We start from the raw sequence: 14,787 nt of genomic DNA on the forward strand, positions 1-14,787 counted from the left end.
TTGGTAAGCTGGGGTTGGTGATTATTAATCGTCGAATTTTTGGCCTAAAATATTACCTTTAAAATCTGTATAAATTTCCATCATATTGTTTGTTCTAAATTTATAGCCATTTATTTTTTTATCTACTTCTACAATAGCTGCATTTGGTTGTACTGCTTGTACTTTTGCAATAATTTCTTTTGGGATAAATCCTGTTGGAATGCCTTTGTATTTACCATCAACTTCTTTCCAGTCTCCATTGATGATAAAGTCAATTTCAGTCCCATCAACTAAATTTACTTCATAAGAATCTACATCTTGTTTTACATAACCTACATTTACACCTTTAAAATGAGTGTTTAAAAACTCTTGAGCTTTTTGAGGTAGAGCATTTGGACTTACAACCATATCTGCAAACATAGAACTTGCACAAACTAAACTAGCTAACATTAATTTTATTTTCATTTTTTCTCCTTTAAATAAAAGTAAAAAATGATATTAACTGCTTGTGAAATTTATGTGAATTTAATTTTTAAAACCAACTATTTTATTTTTATCAAATGAAGATTCTATTTCTTTTTCTATTGTATGTAAAAAATCACTCATTTTAAAAACACCATCCTTAGAAATAGCTGCTTTCAAAGCTGTATTTTTAACTACCATAGCAATTTGAGCTCCACTTAGCTCATACAAAGCAAGGTTTTTTAAATCAAAATTATCATCAAATTTAGCATTTTTAGGTAAAGCTTTTTGCCATATCATCAAGCGTTGTTCGTAATTTGGCTTTTTAAATTCTATTTTATACTCAAATCTTCTTGAAAAAGCCACATCTAAACTTTCTAAAAAATTAGTCGTAGCTATGATAACTCCGCTAAAACGCTCAATTTGTTCTAGAAAAATATTTTGCATTTGATTGTGCATTTTATCAGCACCGCCACTACTTTCTACCCTAGTACTTAAAAATTGATCAGCTTCATTTAAAAGCAAAATAGGACTTTGTTTGCTTGTTTGACAAAGCTCTTTATAAGTATCAAAAATTTTTCTTACATTTTGCTCGCTCTCGCCCACATATTTGCTTAAAATTTTAGAACAATCAAAACTCAAAATAGATTTTTTCATAGCTTTTGCCATACTTAGCGCACTCATAGTCTTACCCGTGCCAGCAGGACCATAGAAAATTATCTTAGCTTCTATGTTTTTATTTGTTTTTATACCCCATTTATTTAATCTTTCCAAAACCTTTTTATCTTGTTGTTTTAATATACTTTCCAATAGATCTTTAGTGCTTTGGGGCATAATAACATCATCTATATTAATATTTGGCTCAATTAGCTCAAAAATATCTTGTTCTTTAACTAAATTTTGAAGTTTAATTTTTTTATTCTTCTTTGGTTCTTTAAAATTAATAATTCTTTGTAAAATATCATCACTTAAATAAAAAATCTTAGTTATATCACCCAAAGAATTAACAAATTCATCATATTCTAAAAGATTTGAACTAAGTAGCTTAGAATCTTCTTCTAGTAAGACTTTGTTTTCTTGTTTTTGAACATCATCTTCGCTAATTAAATGAAGTAAAAAATTAAAATCTCTACTATAAGAATTTTCAGTATTTAGCAAATACTCTTCTTTTAATAAACTAATAAATATCAAACATTCTTTATCGTTTAAAGCATACTCTTTAAAAATATCTGCCAAAACATTAGAAATTTTACTCTTTTTTAAACGCTCTTTAATATATGCTTCAAATATAGCTATATCTTTTTTAATATTCTTACTTTGAGAGCTTTTAGCAAAAAAACGCAATCTTTGATATAGCTCGATTTTAAAAAATTCATCTTTTAAATATGCAATATGATCTTCATAAATTTGATCTTGCATAAAATCTTGTATAGTTTTATTTTCTAAAATTTGTAAAAAAACCTCACTTAAACTTAACTCGCATTGTAACAAATTTAAAAATAAACTTGAGTTTTTACTCGATTTAAAATCAGAAAAAATTTGAATAATAAAACCTTTTTCTATAAGATTTTTAAGATCTTTTAAATGATCTAAATACTCATATTCATCATTTTTAAAAACTTCACTAAGAAGATTATAGGCATTAATGCTTACATTTGCTTGTAAATAATTTTTACACAAATGCTTTAAAATTAAAATTTCATCTTCACTGCATTGTAAGTTTTTATAAATATTGCTTTTAAAAGTATCATTAAGAAAAAGTTTTAAATCTTTCATATTTTCCTTTATATTGATTTTATGCTAAATTTAATTTTAGATTTTTTGTCACTAAAACTCATATTTTTATCACAAACCTCATAAAAAATATCATAATTTTTGCTTATAATATTTTGAGTAAAACCACAAGAAGTGATTTGCTTATTTTTCCCATAAAAAATAGGTTTTTTGTAAATTAAATCTTGCAAAAAATCATCATAATATTCATTATTAAAAAATCTTTTATTAAAAAAAGTTTTTGCATAACATACACCATTAATGCAAATTTTATCCATGATTTTTAACTCAAGTAAAGCCTTAGAGGCACTATAAAGTTCTAAACTTGTAAAATTTTTTCCCTCATATAAAAAGCCATAATCAGCAAATCTAAATTGAGGGGTTTTTAAAACAATATAAGCACTTTGTGATTGTGTTTTACTTTTTAAAGCACAAGAGCTTAAAAAAACACACACAAAACACAAAAAAACTATTTGAAGTAACTTTATCATTTAAGGTTTTTAAAACTAAGATTAAGTTCTAAATTGAGCTCTTTTACTATTTTCATCACGCTTTGTAAATCATCAATTTGCTTACCAACTACGCGAATTTCATTGCCTCTAATACTTGAAGTTACCTTTAGCTTACTATCTTTTATAGCTTTATTAATCTTCTTAGCACTATCAGCATCAATAGCATCATTAACTTTTAAATTCAATCTAAAATTTGCTCCACTCTCCCTGTTTAACTCTTTAATACCATTAGGGTTAATCCCTCTTTTGATAAGTTTTGAAATAACAATATCTTTTAGCACTTCAATTTTTGCTTCACTTGAACAAGTAAGCTTATAAATACTTTCTTTTTCATTTAGCTCTATTTCACTTTTAATGCCTTTTAAATCATATCTGCTATCAAGCTCTTTTTTAGCTTGCTCTAAAGCATTTTTTAGCTCTTGTTTGTCAATTTCCCCACTAATGTCAAAACTATGTTCATTTGCCATTTTCTATAAACTCCTTAAGACTATTAAATACGATTTGGACTAAATTTTGTATGGATTCTTCACTAGCCCATGCAACATGTGGAGTGATAATTAAATTTTCTTTATTTTTTATATTAAGCAAAGGATGATTTTCAACCATAGGTTCTACTTCAAGCACATCAAGCCCTACTCTAATATTTTTTTCATCCATAATTTGAGCTAAATCTACTTCATTAATAATCCCACCACGACCTACATTAATTAAAATGGCCTCATCTTTTAAAAGCATTAATTCTTTCTTGCTTAATAAATTTTTTGTTTTTTCATTTAAAGGTGCATGGATACTTATCACATCAGAAGTTTTTAAAAGCTCTTCAAGGCTTACTTTCTCATATGTATCATCATTATTAACCCCTGAGGTAGAATAATAACAAACATTTGCTCCAAATATTTGCGAAGCCTTAGCTACTTCTTTACCTATAACTCCAAGCCCTATAATACCATGTTTTTTTCCTGTTAGAGTATGTAAAGTTCTACTAAAATCAGTGAATATTGGGCTTTTTACCCAAAGCCCTTGTTTGGTCCATCCATCATAATATGGGATTTGATTTAAAAAAGCAAAAAGCAAAGCAAATGTATGACTTAAAACACTTTTGGTAGAATACCCAGCTGCATTTTTTACTATTATACCTTTAGAATTTGCATAAGCTACATCTATATTATTTACCCCTGTACCAAGCTGCAAAATGAGCTTTAAATTAGTGTTATCTATAACTTCTTGATCAATGATGACTTTATTTATCATCACAACTTGTGCATCAGATATTCTTGAGATAACCTCATCTTTAGATGTAAGTTCATAACTTATAAATTCCCCAATACTTTCAAAAGCTGTTAAATCAGCTCCACCTAAAGTAGCAGCATCTAAACATACTATTTTCATTTTTTATCCTTTAACAATGTGCCCTACAAATTTAGAATAATTATCAAGCACCAAACCACCTTTTCTAAAACCTAAACCACAACCCTCATAAGCAAAGAAAACTCCTGCTTGATAATAATCATTTTCATTTTGATTAAACTCAGCAAATTCTTGATACACAAAACGATTGTTTTGATAATCTCCACTTGTTTCAAAACTTATATCTCCATTAGCCTCTATAATAGAAACATTTGCTCCTTCTCTACCAAAAACAGGCTTTTTAACACATTTTTTACCCACTAAAGGCTCATCGCTTGTTTCAAGTAATAAAGGATGATTTGGATAAAGCTCCCATAAAATTTTCATTATGCCCTTGCTTTGAAAAAGTAAAGTATAAGCAGGATTTAAAATAATTGCTTTTTGATTTTGCATAATTTGAGTTAAGAGCATAGCAAGTTCACCCTCTTCTATAGCTATACTTTCCCAAGGAATGAGTTTGAAAAAATACTCAAAATTTACATCATTTTTAAAAATTCCTTCGGGTGAAAATTCTACCTCATCAATATAAGAAAATTCACTCTCAAAACCAGCTTCACTAGCAATGTGTGCTAAAAGTTTTGTTGTAATCATATCCTCATCACTACCTGCAATTGAAGAAAACAATATTTTCCAACCTTCATAATATTTTTCAAATTCACTTACATCTTCTTCTAAGGTTATAAGTCTTTTAAAATTATCTCTTAAAGCTTCATATATATTATTAAATTGCGAGCTTTCATCTAGGTTGTTTTGCTTTAAAATAGCCCATTGCAAAATAGCACTTTCAAATAAAGATGTTGGAGTATCAGCATTAAATTCTATTAGTTTTATAGGCTTACCATCAAGCCCACCTGCTAAGTCAAACCTACCATATAAATGCCAATGTACATCATTTTCCCAACTCATCTTAATCGCATCAACCAAATTAAAAGGAATTCCAAGCTCGTCAAAACGATCATTATCAATCACTTCTTGTGCAGCAGCTACAAACATATCATAAAGCTCATTAACTGCTTCGTAGTATGCATTTGCTTCATCTTCCCTTACACAAACTAAATTAGAATCTAAATAATCACTTCCATCATTATCCGTATGCCATGAAAAACCTATTTGCTCTAAATAAGATTTTTCTAAAGGATTTACTTTTAAAAAATTCATTTTTTCACCTTTTAAGAGCCAAAAGAATTTGTAGAACTTGAAGTAGCTTTAGAGCCACCACCAAAAAAGCCTGATTTTTTTGCATTTGATCCTGAAGTAGCACTTGTACTTGCTTTATTAAAGCTATTTACACTTCTTTGATAAGCACTTTGATTTGAAAATGCTCCTCTTTGTTGATTTGCAAAATTTTGATTGTTAAAAAGCTTTGAACCTATCCAACTTCCCAAAATAGCTCCAGCTGCACTCGCAAGCAATGTCTCGCCTAAAGAAAGCCCCCCGCTACTCATTTGAGCATTGTTTGGATTTGTTAAATTTGAAGTACCATTGTCTATTTTAGCAGCTTCTTCTTGGATTAATTTATCCATTTCTTCTTTGCTTAAAACCCTTTCAGTTCCATCAAGTTGTTTTAAGACTACCCTAGTTTCATCACTTGGAAATTGATCTTTGATTTTGTATTGATTTGGAGCGGTTTCTTCAATAATAACAAAGGCCCCTTGAGTATTTGCCGCTTGACTTAAAGCGTTATTGCTAGAATCATTTGTATTATTACTACATGCACTTAAAGCACCTGCACTAATTGCAGCAATACCACTCATCATACTAAGTTTGAGTATAGTTTTAATGTGTTTCATAATCTTTCCTATAAAAATTTATAAATTTAACTTAATAAGATTTTAACAAAAAAAGTATTAATAAAAATTAATTGTTTTAGTTTATCATAGTCATTAAATTACTACTTAAAATAAACACAGCAAAAGCAAAAAATATAAAAGCACTTAGATAATCAATAAGTTTTAAATTCTTTTGATAAATTCTTACCATAAATGGTTTAGAAAATAATAAAGAAATCAAAGAAAAATAAATTATAGTTTCTAAAATCAAAACAAATATCAAGACTATCAGCATCCATCGCATTTGTGTAAAATCAAAACTTGCAAAAACACTGGCGAAATAAAAAATTGCTTTAGGATTAGATAAATTTGTAATCATTCCACTTAAAAATGCAGATATATAAGTTTTTTGAACTTTAATTTTATCATTTTTTGTATTCTTGTAAATCTTAAAAGATAAATACAAAAGATAAAATGCTCCAAAACTTGATAGTATAATTTGTAAAAATGGGAATTTATGAAAAACGACATTTAATCCGAGTATAGAAAGTATAATCCATATACTAACAGCTAAACTTACTCCCAAGCTTGCCTTTAAAGCACTTTTAACCCCTTCTCTTAATGCATATGAACTTACTAAGAAAAAATCAGGTCCTGGTAAAATAAGTCCGAAAAAATGAATGATTATAATCCAAAAAAACATAAATATTTTAACGAAGAAAGCCGATTTCTCGGCTTTTTGGTATTAGAGTCTTGACTCGTAGCGTCTAAGCATATAAAGTCTTTTAAGCATTTTTTTGCGTGCTGAAATTTTTTGTTTTTTGCGAATTTCAGTCATAGGCTCAAAAAATCTTCTAGCGCGAACTTCAGTAACAACTAGATTTCTATCTACTTGCTTTTTGAATTTTCTATACGCTTCATCAAAAGACTCATTAGGATGTACCTTGATTCCTGGCACGACCCTCACCACCTTTCTTTAAATAAATTTTAAAATAAAGATTATATCATAATTTTCTTGAAAATAAAACTTATTTTTGTAATAATTATATAAATAAAAATTAAATATAAATTATTAATTAAGACAAAGTTTGATTTAATTTTTCTAATACTACAATATAAAGAAATATTTCTAAGGAAAATAAAATGAATGCTCACATCACAAACTATACTAAAAAAAGATATATAGCTTATATCATTTCTATGATCATTTTTATAGCACTACCTTTTATAAAAATAAATGGAAATCATTTCTTTTTATTAAGCTTTGATCATAAAAAACTTAATTTATTTTTTATCGCTTTTGATACTCAAGAGCTGTATTTAATGCCTTTTGTTATCATGGGTATGTTTTTAACTATACTTTTTGTTACTACTTTAGCAGGAAGAATTTGGTGTGCTTGGAGCTGTCCTCAAACTATTGCTAGAGTTATTTATAGAGATCTTTTACAAACAAAAATCTTTAAAATTCATAAAAGCACAGCAAATAAACAAAAGCAAGTCAGTGGATTTTTCGTCAAAAAAGCTTTAAGTATTGTGATTTTTTATCTTTTTTCATTGTTAATGATGAGTGCATTTTTATGGTATTTTGTACCACCTGAAGATTTTTTTACATACATTCAAAATCCTGCTGATCATTTATTGCTTTTAGGGATTTTATTTTGTGCTTCTTTGGCTTTTACTTTTGATATAGTATATTTGGGTGAAAAATTTTGTGTTTATGTATGTCCTTATGCAAGAATTCAATCTGTAATGTTTGATAATAACACCGTTCAAGTAATATATGATGATAAAAGAGGAGGTATGATTTATGATGGACATACCAAACTTTATCAAAAGCCACCACAAGGTGAATGTATAGGATGTGAGGCCTGTGTAAAAATTTGTCCTACACATATAGATATACGCCAAGGAATGCAACTTGAGTGTATTAATTGCCTTGAATGTGCCGATGCTTGTTCAAAAGTTCAAGCCAAATTTAATCGTCCTAGCTTAATTAATTGGACTAGTGCAAAAGCTATTGAAACAAGGGAAAAAGTAAAATATTTTAGATTTAGAACTATTGGATATTTAGTTGTTTTGTGTGGTGTTTTTGTGGCTTTAGTTTTAATGGGAAGTAAAAAAGAAAATATGCTTTTAAATATCAACCGTTCTAGTGAGCTTTATCAAATCAGAAAAACCCATGATGGAGAATTAATTATTAGTAATGCTTATGTATTTTTATTTCAAAACACCGATAATAAAACTCATGAGTATTATTTTGATGTGAAATTACAAGGCATTGAAGATGGCTTAGAAATCATTAGACCTAAAAAATCTTTTAAACTAAAAGCTGGCGAAAAAGATAAACATATAGTTGTTTTAAAAGCTACTAAAAAACTAGCCGATAATGATAGAAAAGACACTGTAATACCATTAACCATCAAAGCCTATGCGCTTGATGATAAAAATATTGTCATATTACGCGAGAGTAATTTTGTATATCCTAAAAATTCTATCATAGAGCATAAAAAATACTAAAATGAAAAAAAAGAATTTCTTCAAAATCTCAAGCAAGGCTTGAAAAAATCAAACAAATCGCTGCGGAGTCATTTTTAAAAAATGGCTACGAAGCAACTAATCTTAAAGATATTATCAAACAAGCTGGTGGATCTTTTTCTTGCGTATATGAGCATTTTAAAAGTAAAGAAGGTTTATTTGAAGCGGTTTTAAATGATTTTGCAGAAAATCATTTTTTAGCTATTTTGAAAAAGAATATGCGACTTTCACCTGATGCTAATTTAGAAGAATTCTTATATCAATTTGCAAAAGCTTATTTAGGGATTTTTAACGATACCAAAACTATAGCTATAGTAAGACTTTTGTATTCTGAAATTTATAATGAAAAATTTGATTTTGGAAAATGGTTTAAAGGAAGCAATAGAAAAGAAGTAGAATATGTTCTTCGAAAAAGATTCGAAGAAGAAAATGAAATTTTAGCTCAAAATGCTGAATTTTTAAGTTATACTTTTTGCGCTATGCTTAGAGGGACATTTTTTATACAAAGCACTTTTGAAAATAAAGTTTCAATGAATAAAAAAGAACAACAAAGCCACGCAAAAAAAATCGTAAAGCTTTTTACTCAAGGTCTTGTTAATTTTAATTAACTAAAGATTGATAAAATAGTATTTATTAATTTTGTAATATAAATTACTTTTTATTTAGCTAAATAAATAACTTAAGGAAACAAATGAAAACAAAACTTTTAACTCTAGCTTGTGCTTCTCTTATCTTTATAGCATGTTCAGATGATAAGAATGCACAAGTTAAACAACTCCCTCCTCAACCTGTTAGTATTATGACTATGCAAAGCGCTAATTTACCTTTAGAATTTACTTATCCTGCGAGATTAAGTACTGAATTAGATGTAGTAGTCAAACCTAAAGTAAGCGGTGAAATCAAAGCAAAATACTTCAAAAGTGGTCAAGCTGTAAAAAAAGGCGACAAGCTTTTTCTTATAGAACCTGACAAATACCAAGCAAGTGTAAATATGGCTTATGGAGAAGCTTTGGTAGCAAGAGCTAATTTTGATGATGCTGAAAAAAATTTTAAAAGAGATAGTATTTTAATAGAAAAAAATGCTATTTCACAAAAAGAATTTGATGCAAGTTTGGCTAAATTTAACTCCACAAAAGCTAATCTAGAAAGCGCTAGAGCAAAACTTGCTAATGCAAGATTAGACTTAAAATACACCATAGTAAGTGCTCCTTTTGATGGAATTTTAGGTGATGCGTTAATGGATGTGGGTGATTATGTAAATGCTTCATCTACTGAACTTGTACGCATTACAAACATTAACCCAATTTTTGCAGATTTTTATATTTCTGATGTAGATAAAATCAATATGAATAAAAATATTCAAAGCGGCAATTGGAAATTAGAAAATATCCAAGTACAAGCTAATGTTGGCGGAGAACTTTTCAATGGAAAATTATATTTCGTAGATAGCGTTATAGATACTCATAGTGGTGGAGTAAAAGCAAAAGCTATTTTTGATAACAACAATTCAAACTTAATGCCTGGCTCTTTCGCAAATGTTCATGTTGGTGGTTTTGTTCAAAAAGATGGTTTTGAAATTCCTCAAGTTGCGCTTTTGCAAGATGATAGTGCTACTTATGTTTATACCCTTGTAGATGGAAAAGTAGTTAAAACTATTGTTAATGTTATTTATCAAACTTCTGATAAAGCAATTATTGATAAGGGCTTAAAAAATGGGGATAAAGTGATTTTAAATAACTTCAAAAAAATCCGTCCTGGTGCAAGTGTTAGCGTAATGGAGAATAAATAATGTTTTCTAAATTCTTTATAGAAAGACCTGTATTTGCTTCTGTTGTAGCTATTATCATTTCTTTAGCAGGTATTATAGGACTTTATTCTTTACCCGTGGAGCAATATCCTTCCTTAACTCCACCCGTTGTTAAGGTAAGTGCAACTTACTCAGGAGCTGATGCTCAAACAGTGGCTCAAACGGTGGCTATTCCTCTTGAAGATGCAATCAATGGGGTTGAAAATATGATTTATATGGATTCAACTTCAAGCTCTTCAGGAGATATGAGCTTAAGTGTATATTTTAATATAGGTACAGATCCTGACCAAGCAACAGTTGATGTTAATAATAGAATTTCAGCTGCTATGGCAAAACTACCCGAAGATGTTAAAAAAACTGGTGTTAGTGTAAGAAAAACCGGTTCAAGTATATTAGAAGTTGCTACTTTATATTCTCCTGATGGCTCTATGGATTCACTCGAAGTGTATAATTATGCTGCATTAAATATTTTAGATGATCTTGCTAGGGTTCCTGGTGTGGGTAATGCCGTAGCTATTGGTGCAAGAAATTATTCTATGAGAATTTGGCTTAATCCTGATTTATTAAACAAATATCAAGTTACTGCAACTGATGTTATTGCTGCAGTTAGCGAGCAAAATGCTCAATATGCTACTGGTAAGATAGGTCAAGAACCTGTGGTGGAAAGATCTCCTTATGTGTATTCAGTAACTATGCAAGGAAGATTAAAAAATACTAAAGAATTTGAAGATATTATCATAAGAGCAAATAGTGATGGCTCTTTTTTAAGACTTAAAGATGTAGCCGAAGTTTCTTTAGGATCAAGAGAATATACTTTTAAAGGTAGATTAAACGGAAATGACGCTACTCCTATTTTGATTTTCTTACAAACCGGAGCAAATGCTGTAAATACAGCAGAATTAGTGCAGAAAAAATTTGAAGAACTTTCTAAAAATTTCCCTGAAGGATTAACTTATAAAGTGCCTTATGATACAACTATATTTATTAAAGCTTCCATTAAAGAAGTGGTAAAAACTTTCTTTGAAGCATTAATTTTAGTTGTAATTGTAATGTATTTGTTCTTAAAAAATTTCCGCTCAACTATTATACCAATGATTGCTGTTCCTGTTTCTATTTTGGGAACTTTTGCAGGATTATATGTCTTAGGTTTTAGTATCAATCTACTTACGCTTTTTGCCTTAGTATTGGCTATTGGTATTGTTGTTGATGATGCAATTATAGTAGTTGAAAATATCGATAGAATTATGCATGAAGATCCAAATATAAGCATAAAAGAAGCAGCTATTAAAGCTATGGATGAAGTTGCTGCACCTGTTGTTTCTATAGTTCTTGTACTTTGTGCGGTTTTCATACCCGTTTCATTTATATCAGGTTTTGTGGGAGAAATCCAAAAACAATTTGCCATAACCTTAGCAATATCTGTTACTATATCAGGCTTTGTAGCTTTAACACTAACTCCTTCTTTATGTGCAATTTTTTTAAGAAGAAATGAAGGTGAACCTTTTTACTTTGTGAAAAAATTTAATGATATTTTTGATTGGTCTACCGAAGTTTTTGGTGCTGGTGTGGCTTATATACTTAAAAGAACAGTGCGTTTTATGTTAATTTTTGTAATCTTTTTGGGTGGTTTATATGGACTTTTCAAACTTGTTCCAAATTCACTTGTTCCAAATGAAGATCAAGGAAACTTTTTAACTATTGTCAATCTACCCGCAGCATCTTCGCTTAATAGAACTACTCAATCAATGGATGCTATGGCAGAAGAAATCCGCAAAAATGAGAATGTAACTAATGTGGTAGGACTTATAGGCTATGATCTTTTTACAGGTTCTTTAAAAGAAAATTCTGGCGCAATGTTTGTTAATTTGAAAAATTGGGATGATAGAGATATTAGTAGTTTTGATTTGGTTGGATCTTATAACAAACAATACTTCTTAAATCCAAATTTTCAAACTTTCTTTGTTAATCCACCACCAATCCAAGGTTTAAGCTTAACTGGTGGTTTTGAGATGTATGCACAAAATCGTAGCGGAAAAAGTTATGATCAAATTCAAGTTGATGTAAATAAATTAGTTGAAGCAGCAAACAAGCGTCCCGAACTTCACAATGTAAGAACAACGCTTGATACTAATTTTCCGCAATTAAAACTAGAAATTGATCGCGATAAAGTAAAACTTTATGGTTTAAATTTAGCTGATGTATTTAGCACTCTAAATGCCACCATAGGAACTTATTATGTAAATGATTTTTCTATGCTTGGAAAAAATTATCGTGTAAATATAAGCGCAATTGGAGATTTTAGAAATACTCAAAATGCTTTAAAAAACATCTTTGTTAGATCAAAAGATGGTTCTATGATAGCTCTAGATAGCGTTTTAACATTACAAAGAAGTGTTGGTCCTGATGATGTAAAACGCTTTAATATGTTTCCATCGGCTTTAGTGCAAGGTGATCCTGCTCCTGGCTATACTTCAGGACAAGCCATTGATGCAATTGCACAAGTGGCAAAAGAAACTTTAGGAGAAGATTATTCTATTGCTTGGTCAGGTTCAGCTTATCAAGAAGTTACAAGTAGCGGTGCTGGACAAATAGCATTTATGCTAGGACTATTATTTGTATTTTTAATTCTAGCAGCACAATATGAAAGATGGCTCATGCCTTTAGCAGTAATTACGGCTGTGCCTTTTGCAGTATTTGGTTCTTTGCTTTTTGTATGGCTTAGAGGATTAGAAAATGATATATATTTTCAAACAGGGCTTTTACTTTTAATAGGCCTTTCTGCTAAAAATGCCATTTTGATTGTTGAATTTGCTATGGAAGAGCATCTTAAAAAAGGAAAGAGTATTTTTGAAGCTTCTATTAGTGCAGCAAAATTGAGATTTAGACCTATTGTAATGACTTCATTGGCATTTATTTGTGGTATTTTACCGCTTTTCTTTGCATATGGAGCAGGAAGTGCAAGCCGCCATGCGATAGGTACAGGTATTATAGGTGGTATGATAGCAGCTTCTACTATAGCCATTTTCTTTGTACCTTTATTTTTCTATTTACTAGAAAGTTTTAATAAATGGCTTGATAAAAAAAGAGGTAAAATCAATGCGTAAGTTAATAATTTTTGCAAGTTGTTTTTTAATAACAGCTTGCAGTTTAAAACCAAATTTAGAAATTAAAGATGTAAATTACACTAAAAGCTTAGATCAAAACATTAGCATTAACAAACAATGGTGGAAAGCTTTTGATGATAATTATTTAAACACCTTAGTCGATCAAGCTTTAAAAAACAATAACGACTTGCAAATTGCATATATGAATTTACAAAAAGCTTATGAGGCTTTAGGTATAGCAAGAAGCGATCTGCTTCCTAAACTAGATGGAAGTGCTAGCGGAGCAAGAGCAAAAACTAGCATCAATGCTCCAAGCAACAAAAGTAATGAATTTGTCTATGGCAATGATTTTAATATGGGTTTAAATTTAAGTTATGAAGTAGATTTATGGGGTAAATACAGAGATACTTATAATGCTTCAAAAGCAAAATTACAAGCTAGTGAGTTTGACTATGAAAGTGCAAGATTAAGCTTAATTTCTAATGTAGTAAAAACTTATTTTAATCTAGCAAGCTTAAGTGAGCAAGTAAAAATTTTAGAAGAAACAACCCAAAGTTATCAAAAAACTTATGAGTTAAAATTAGAGCATTTTAAACTTGGAGTAATTAGTGAGTATGAGCTTAACAAATTTAAAGCTGAACTTGAAAATTCAAGAGTTTTACTCACAAATGCTAAAATTCAAAAAGAAGCTAATACCAAAGCTTTAAAAATCTTAACTTCAAATGATATTGATGATATACTTTATAATAGCATAGAGTATAAAAAAATAGGACAATACGAGCTTAGCATACCTGAAGGTATTGGTAGTGAAATTTTACTTCAAAGACCTGATGTGCAAGCTAGTTTAAAAATTTTAGAAGAAAAAAACTATCTTGTTGGAGTAGCTAGAACTGCATTTTTACCAAACCTTTCTTTAACAGGACTTTTGGGTTTTCAAAGTAATGATTTAGATCTTTTAGTTAAACATGGAAGCAATACTTGGAATATAGCTGGAAATTTTGCAATGCCGATTTTTCATTGGGGTGAGATTATGAATAATGTTAATATCGCAAAACTTACCAAAGATGAAGCTTTTTTACAATATGAAAATACCTTAAAAACAGCCTTTGGGGAAATAAGACTTGCTTTATTTAACCGCCAAAGCTATTATGAAAATGAGCAAAATTATAAAAATTTATTTCTAGCTCAAAGTAAAATTTATGAAATTTCTACCTTAAGATATGAAAATGGCGTGATTAATTTAGCTGATTTTTTACAAGATCAAAGAAATTACCTAAATGCTAAACTTTCTTACACTAACTCATCTTACGAGCTTGCAAATTCCATTGTAGATGTTATGAAAGCCTTTGGTGGTGGATTTAACGCTAAAGAAGAATCAAAAGAAAATATCAAAGCTATGGAAGAAAACTTAAAAGAAAACTTTTATAACAACTGAGCCT

Annotated in this window: 14 protein-coding genes and 1 pseudogene; 6 read left to right on the plus strand and 9 right to left on the minus strand. The window is 29.3% G+C overall.

Annotation, left to right across the window (positions count from 1 at the left end; translation table 11 throughout):
* Positions 1-24: 24 nt before the first annotated feature.
* From L8X28_RS01075 to rpsU, 9 genes are all read right to left on the minus strand, one after another.
* The gene (locus tag L8X28_RS01075; RefSeq protein WP_133319056.1) at positions 25-444 is read right to left on the minus strand and encodes a PepSY-like domain-containing protein; all 420 of its coding nucleotides are present in this window, start codon (positions 442-444) and stop codon (positions 25-27) included.
* Positions 445-504: 60 nt separating this feature from the next.
* Complete coding sequence (locus L8X28_RS01080) at positions 505-2,217, minus strand: ATP-binding protein (protein WP_220566935.1); 1,713 nt, start codon at positions 2,215-2,217, stop codon at positions 505-507.
* An 8-nt stretch (positions 2,218-2,225) separates the two neighbouring features.
* Positions 2,226-2,705: a hypothetical protein gene (locus L8X28_RS01085; protein WP_263664535.1), complete on the minus strand. Its 480-nt coding sequence runs from the start codon at positions 2,703-2,705 to the stop codon at positions 2,226-2,228.
* Positions 2,702-3,193, minus strand: coding sequence for a YajQ family cyclic di-GMP-binding protein (locus L8X28_RS01090; RefSeq protein ID WP_133319059.1), 492 nt, complete (start codon positions 3,191-3,193; stop codon positions 2,702-2,704). Before L8X28_RS01090 ends, L8X28_RS01085 begins: the two co-directional genes overlap by 4 nt.
* Positions 3,183-4,115: a D-2-hydroxyacid dehydrogenase gene (locus tag L8X28_RS01095; RefSeq protein ID WP_263664534.1), complete on the minus strand. Its 933-nt coding sequence runs from the start codon at positions 4,113-4,115 to the stop codon at positions 3,183-3,185. Before L8X28_RS01095 ends, L8X28_RS01090 begins: the two co-directional genes overlap by 11 nt.
* A gap of 3 nt (positions 4,116-4,118) precedes the next feature.
* Positions 4,119-5,291 (minus strand): glutathionylspermidine synthase family protein, encoded by a 1,173-nt coding sequence (locus L8X28_RS01100; protein WP_258107722.1) that lies wholly within the window; start codon positions 5,289-5,291, stop codon positions 4,119-4,121.
* 11 nt (positions 5,292-5,302) lie between these two features.
* Complete coding sequence (locus tag L8X28_RS01105) at positions 5,303-5,923, minus strand: UPF0323 family lipoprotein (protein WP_263661381.1); 621 nt, start codon at positions 5,921-5,923, stop codon at positions 5,303-5,305.
* A gap of 76 nt (positions 5,924-5,999) precedes the next feature.
* Entirely contained in the window at positions 6,000-6,605 is a 606-nt protein-coding gene (locus L8X28_RS01110) for a LysE family transporter (RefSeq protein ID WP_263659242.1), read from the minus strand.
* Positions 6,606-6,647: 42 nt separating this feature from the next.
* Positions 6,648-6,860, minus strand: a complete 213-nt coding sequence (gene rpsU, locus L8X28_RS01115; RefSeq protein ID WP_002780697.1) for a 30S ribosomal protein S21 — start codon at positions 6,858-6,860, stop codon at positions 6,648-6,650.
* Between the two features lie 185 nt (positions 6,861-7,045).
* Here rpsU and ccoG point away from each other — a divergent pair, with 185 nt between their 5' ends.
* From ccoG to L8X28_RS01140, 6 genes and pseudogenes are all read left to right on the plus strand, one after another.
* On the plus strand, positions 7,046-8,419 hold the full coding sequence (ccoG, locus tag L8X28_RS01120; protein ID WP_133319064.1) for a cytochrome c oxidase accessory protein CcoG: 1,374 nt from the start codon (positions 7,046-7,048) through the stop codon (positions 8,417-8,419).
* A 56-nt stretch (positions 8,420-8,475) separates the two neighbouring features.
* Positions 8,476-8,595 (plus strand): annotated as a pseudogene (locus L8X28_RS08390) (TetR/AcrR family transcriptional regulator); the annotation flags it as partial.
* Between the two features lie 60 nt (positions 8,596-8,655).
* On the plus strand, positions 8,656-9,045 hold the full coding sequence (locus L8X28_RS01125; protein ID WP_263665281.1) for a TetR/AcrR family transcriptional regulator C-terminal domain-containing protein: 390 nt from the start codon (positions 8,656-8,658) through the stop codon (positions 9,043-9,045).
* Positions 9,046-9,128: 83 nt separating this feature from the next.
* On the plus strand, positions 9,129-10,226 hold the full coding sequence (locus L8X28_RS01130) for an efflux RND transporter periplasmic adaptor subunit (protein WP_133319066.1): 1,098 nt from the start codon (positions 9,129-9,131) through the stop codon (positions 10,224-10,226).
* Positions 10,226-13,348 (plus strand): efflux RND transporter permease subunit, encoded by a 3,123-nt coding sequence (locus L8X28_RS01135; RefSeq protein WP_220566942.1) that lies wholly within the window; start codon positions 10,226-10,228, stop codon positions 13,346-13,348. Before L8X28_RS01130 ends, L8X28_RS01135 begins: the two co-directional genes overlap by 1 nt.
* Positions 13,341-14,783 carry an efflux transporter outer membrane subunit gene (locus L8X28_RS01140; RefSeq protein ID WP_263665282.1) on the plus strand — a complete coding sequence of 481 codons (1,443 nt, stop codon included), beginning with the start codon at positions 13,341-13,343 and terminating at the stop codon, positions 14,781-14,783. The genes L8X28_RS01135 and L8X28_RS01140 overlap by 8 nt, the downstream gene beginning before the upstream one ends.
* Positions 14,784-14,787: the final 4 nt, after the last annotated feature.

Source organism: Campylobacter sp. CNRCH_2016_0050h, from assembly GCF_025772605.1.
GTDB lineage: Bacteria > Campylobacterota > Campylobacteria > Campylobacterales > Campylobacteraceae > Campylobacter_D > Campylobacter_D lari_D.

Coding starts and splice junctions, on each gene's coding strand:
- L8X28_RS01075 (WP_133319056.1), bottom strand. CDS start 444: ATGAAAATAAAATTAATGTTAGCTAGTTTAGTTTGTGCAAGTTCTATG.
- L8X28_RS01080 (WP_220566935.1), bottom strand. CDS start 2,217: ATGAAAGATTTAAAACTTTTTCTTAATGATACTTTTAAAAGCAATATT.
- L8X28_RS01085 (WP_263664535.1), bottom strand. CDS start 2,705: ATGATAAAGTTACTTCAAATAGTTTTTTTGTGTTTTGTGTGTGTTTTT.
- L8X28_RS01090 (WP_133319059.1), bottom strand. CDS start 3,193: ATGGCAAATGAACATAGTTTTGACATTAGTGGGGAAATTGACAAACAA.
- L8X28_RS01095 (WP_263664534.1), bottom strand. CDS start 4,115: ATGAAAATAGTATGTTTAGATGCTGCTACTTTAGGTGGAGCTGATTTA.
- L8X28_RS01100 (WP_258107722.1), bottom strand. CDS start 5,291: ATGAATTTTTTAAAAGTAAATCCTTTAGAAAAATCTTATTTAGAGCAA.
- L8X28_RS01105 (WP_263661381.1), bottom strand. CDS start 5,923: ATGAAACACATTAAAACTATACTCAAACTTAGTATGATGAGTGGTATT.
- L8X28_RS01110 (WP_263659242.1), bottom strand. CDS start 6,605: ATGTTTTTTTGGATTATAATCATTCATTTTTTCGGACTTATTTTACCA.
- ccoG (WP_133319064.1), top strand. CDS start 7,046: ATGAATGCTCACATCACAAACTATACTAAAAAAAGATATATAGCTTAT.
- L8X28_RS01125 (WP_263665281.1), top strand. CDS start 8,656: ATGCGACTTTCACCTGATGCTAATTTAGAAGAATTCTTATATCAATTT.
- L8X28_RS01130 (WP_133319066.1), top strand. CDS start 9,129: ATGAAAACAAAACTTTTAACTCTAGCTTGTGCTTCTCTTATCTTTATA.
- L8X28_RS01135 (WP_220566942.1), top strand. CDS start 10,226: ATGTTTTCTAAATTCTTTATAGAAAGACCTGTATTTGCTTCTGTTGTA.
- L8X28_RS01140 (WP_263665282.1), top strand. CDS start 13,341: ATGCGTAAGTTAATAATTTTTGCAAGTTGTTTTTTAATAACAGCTTGC.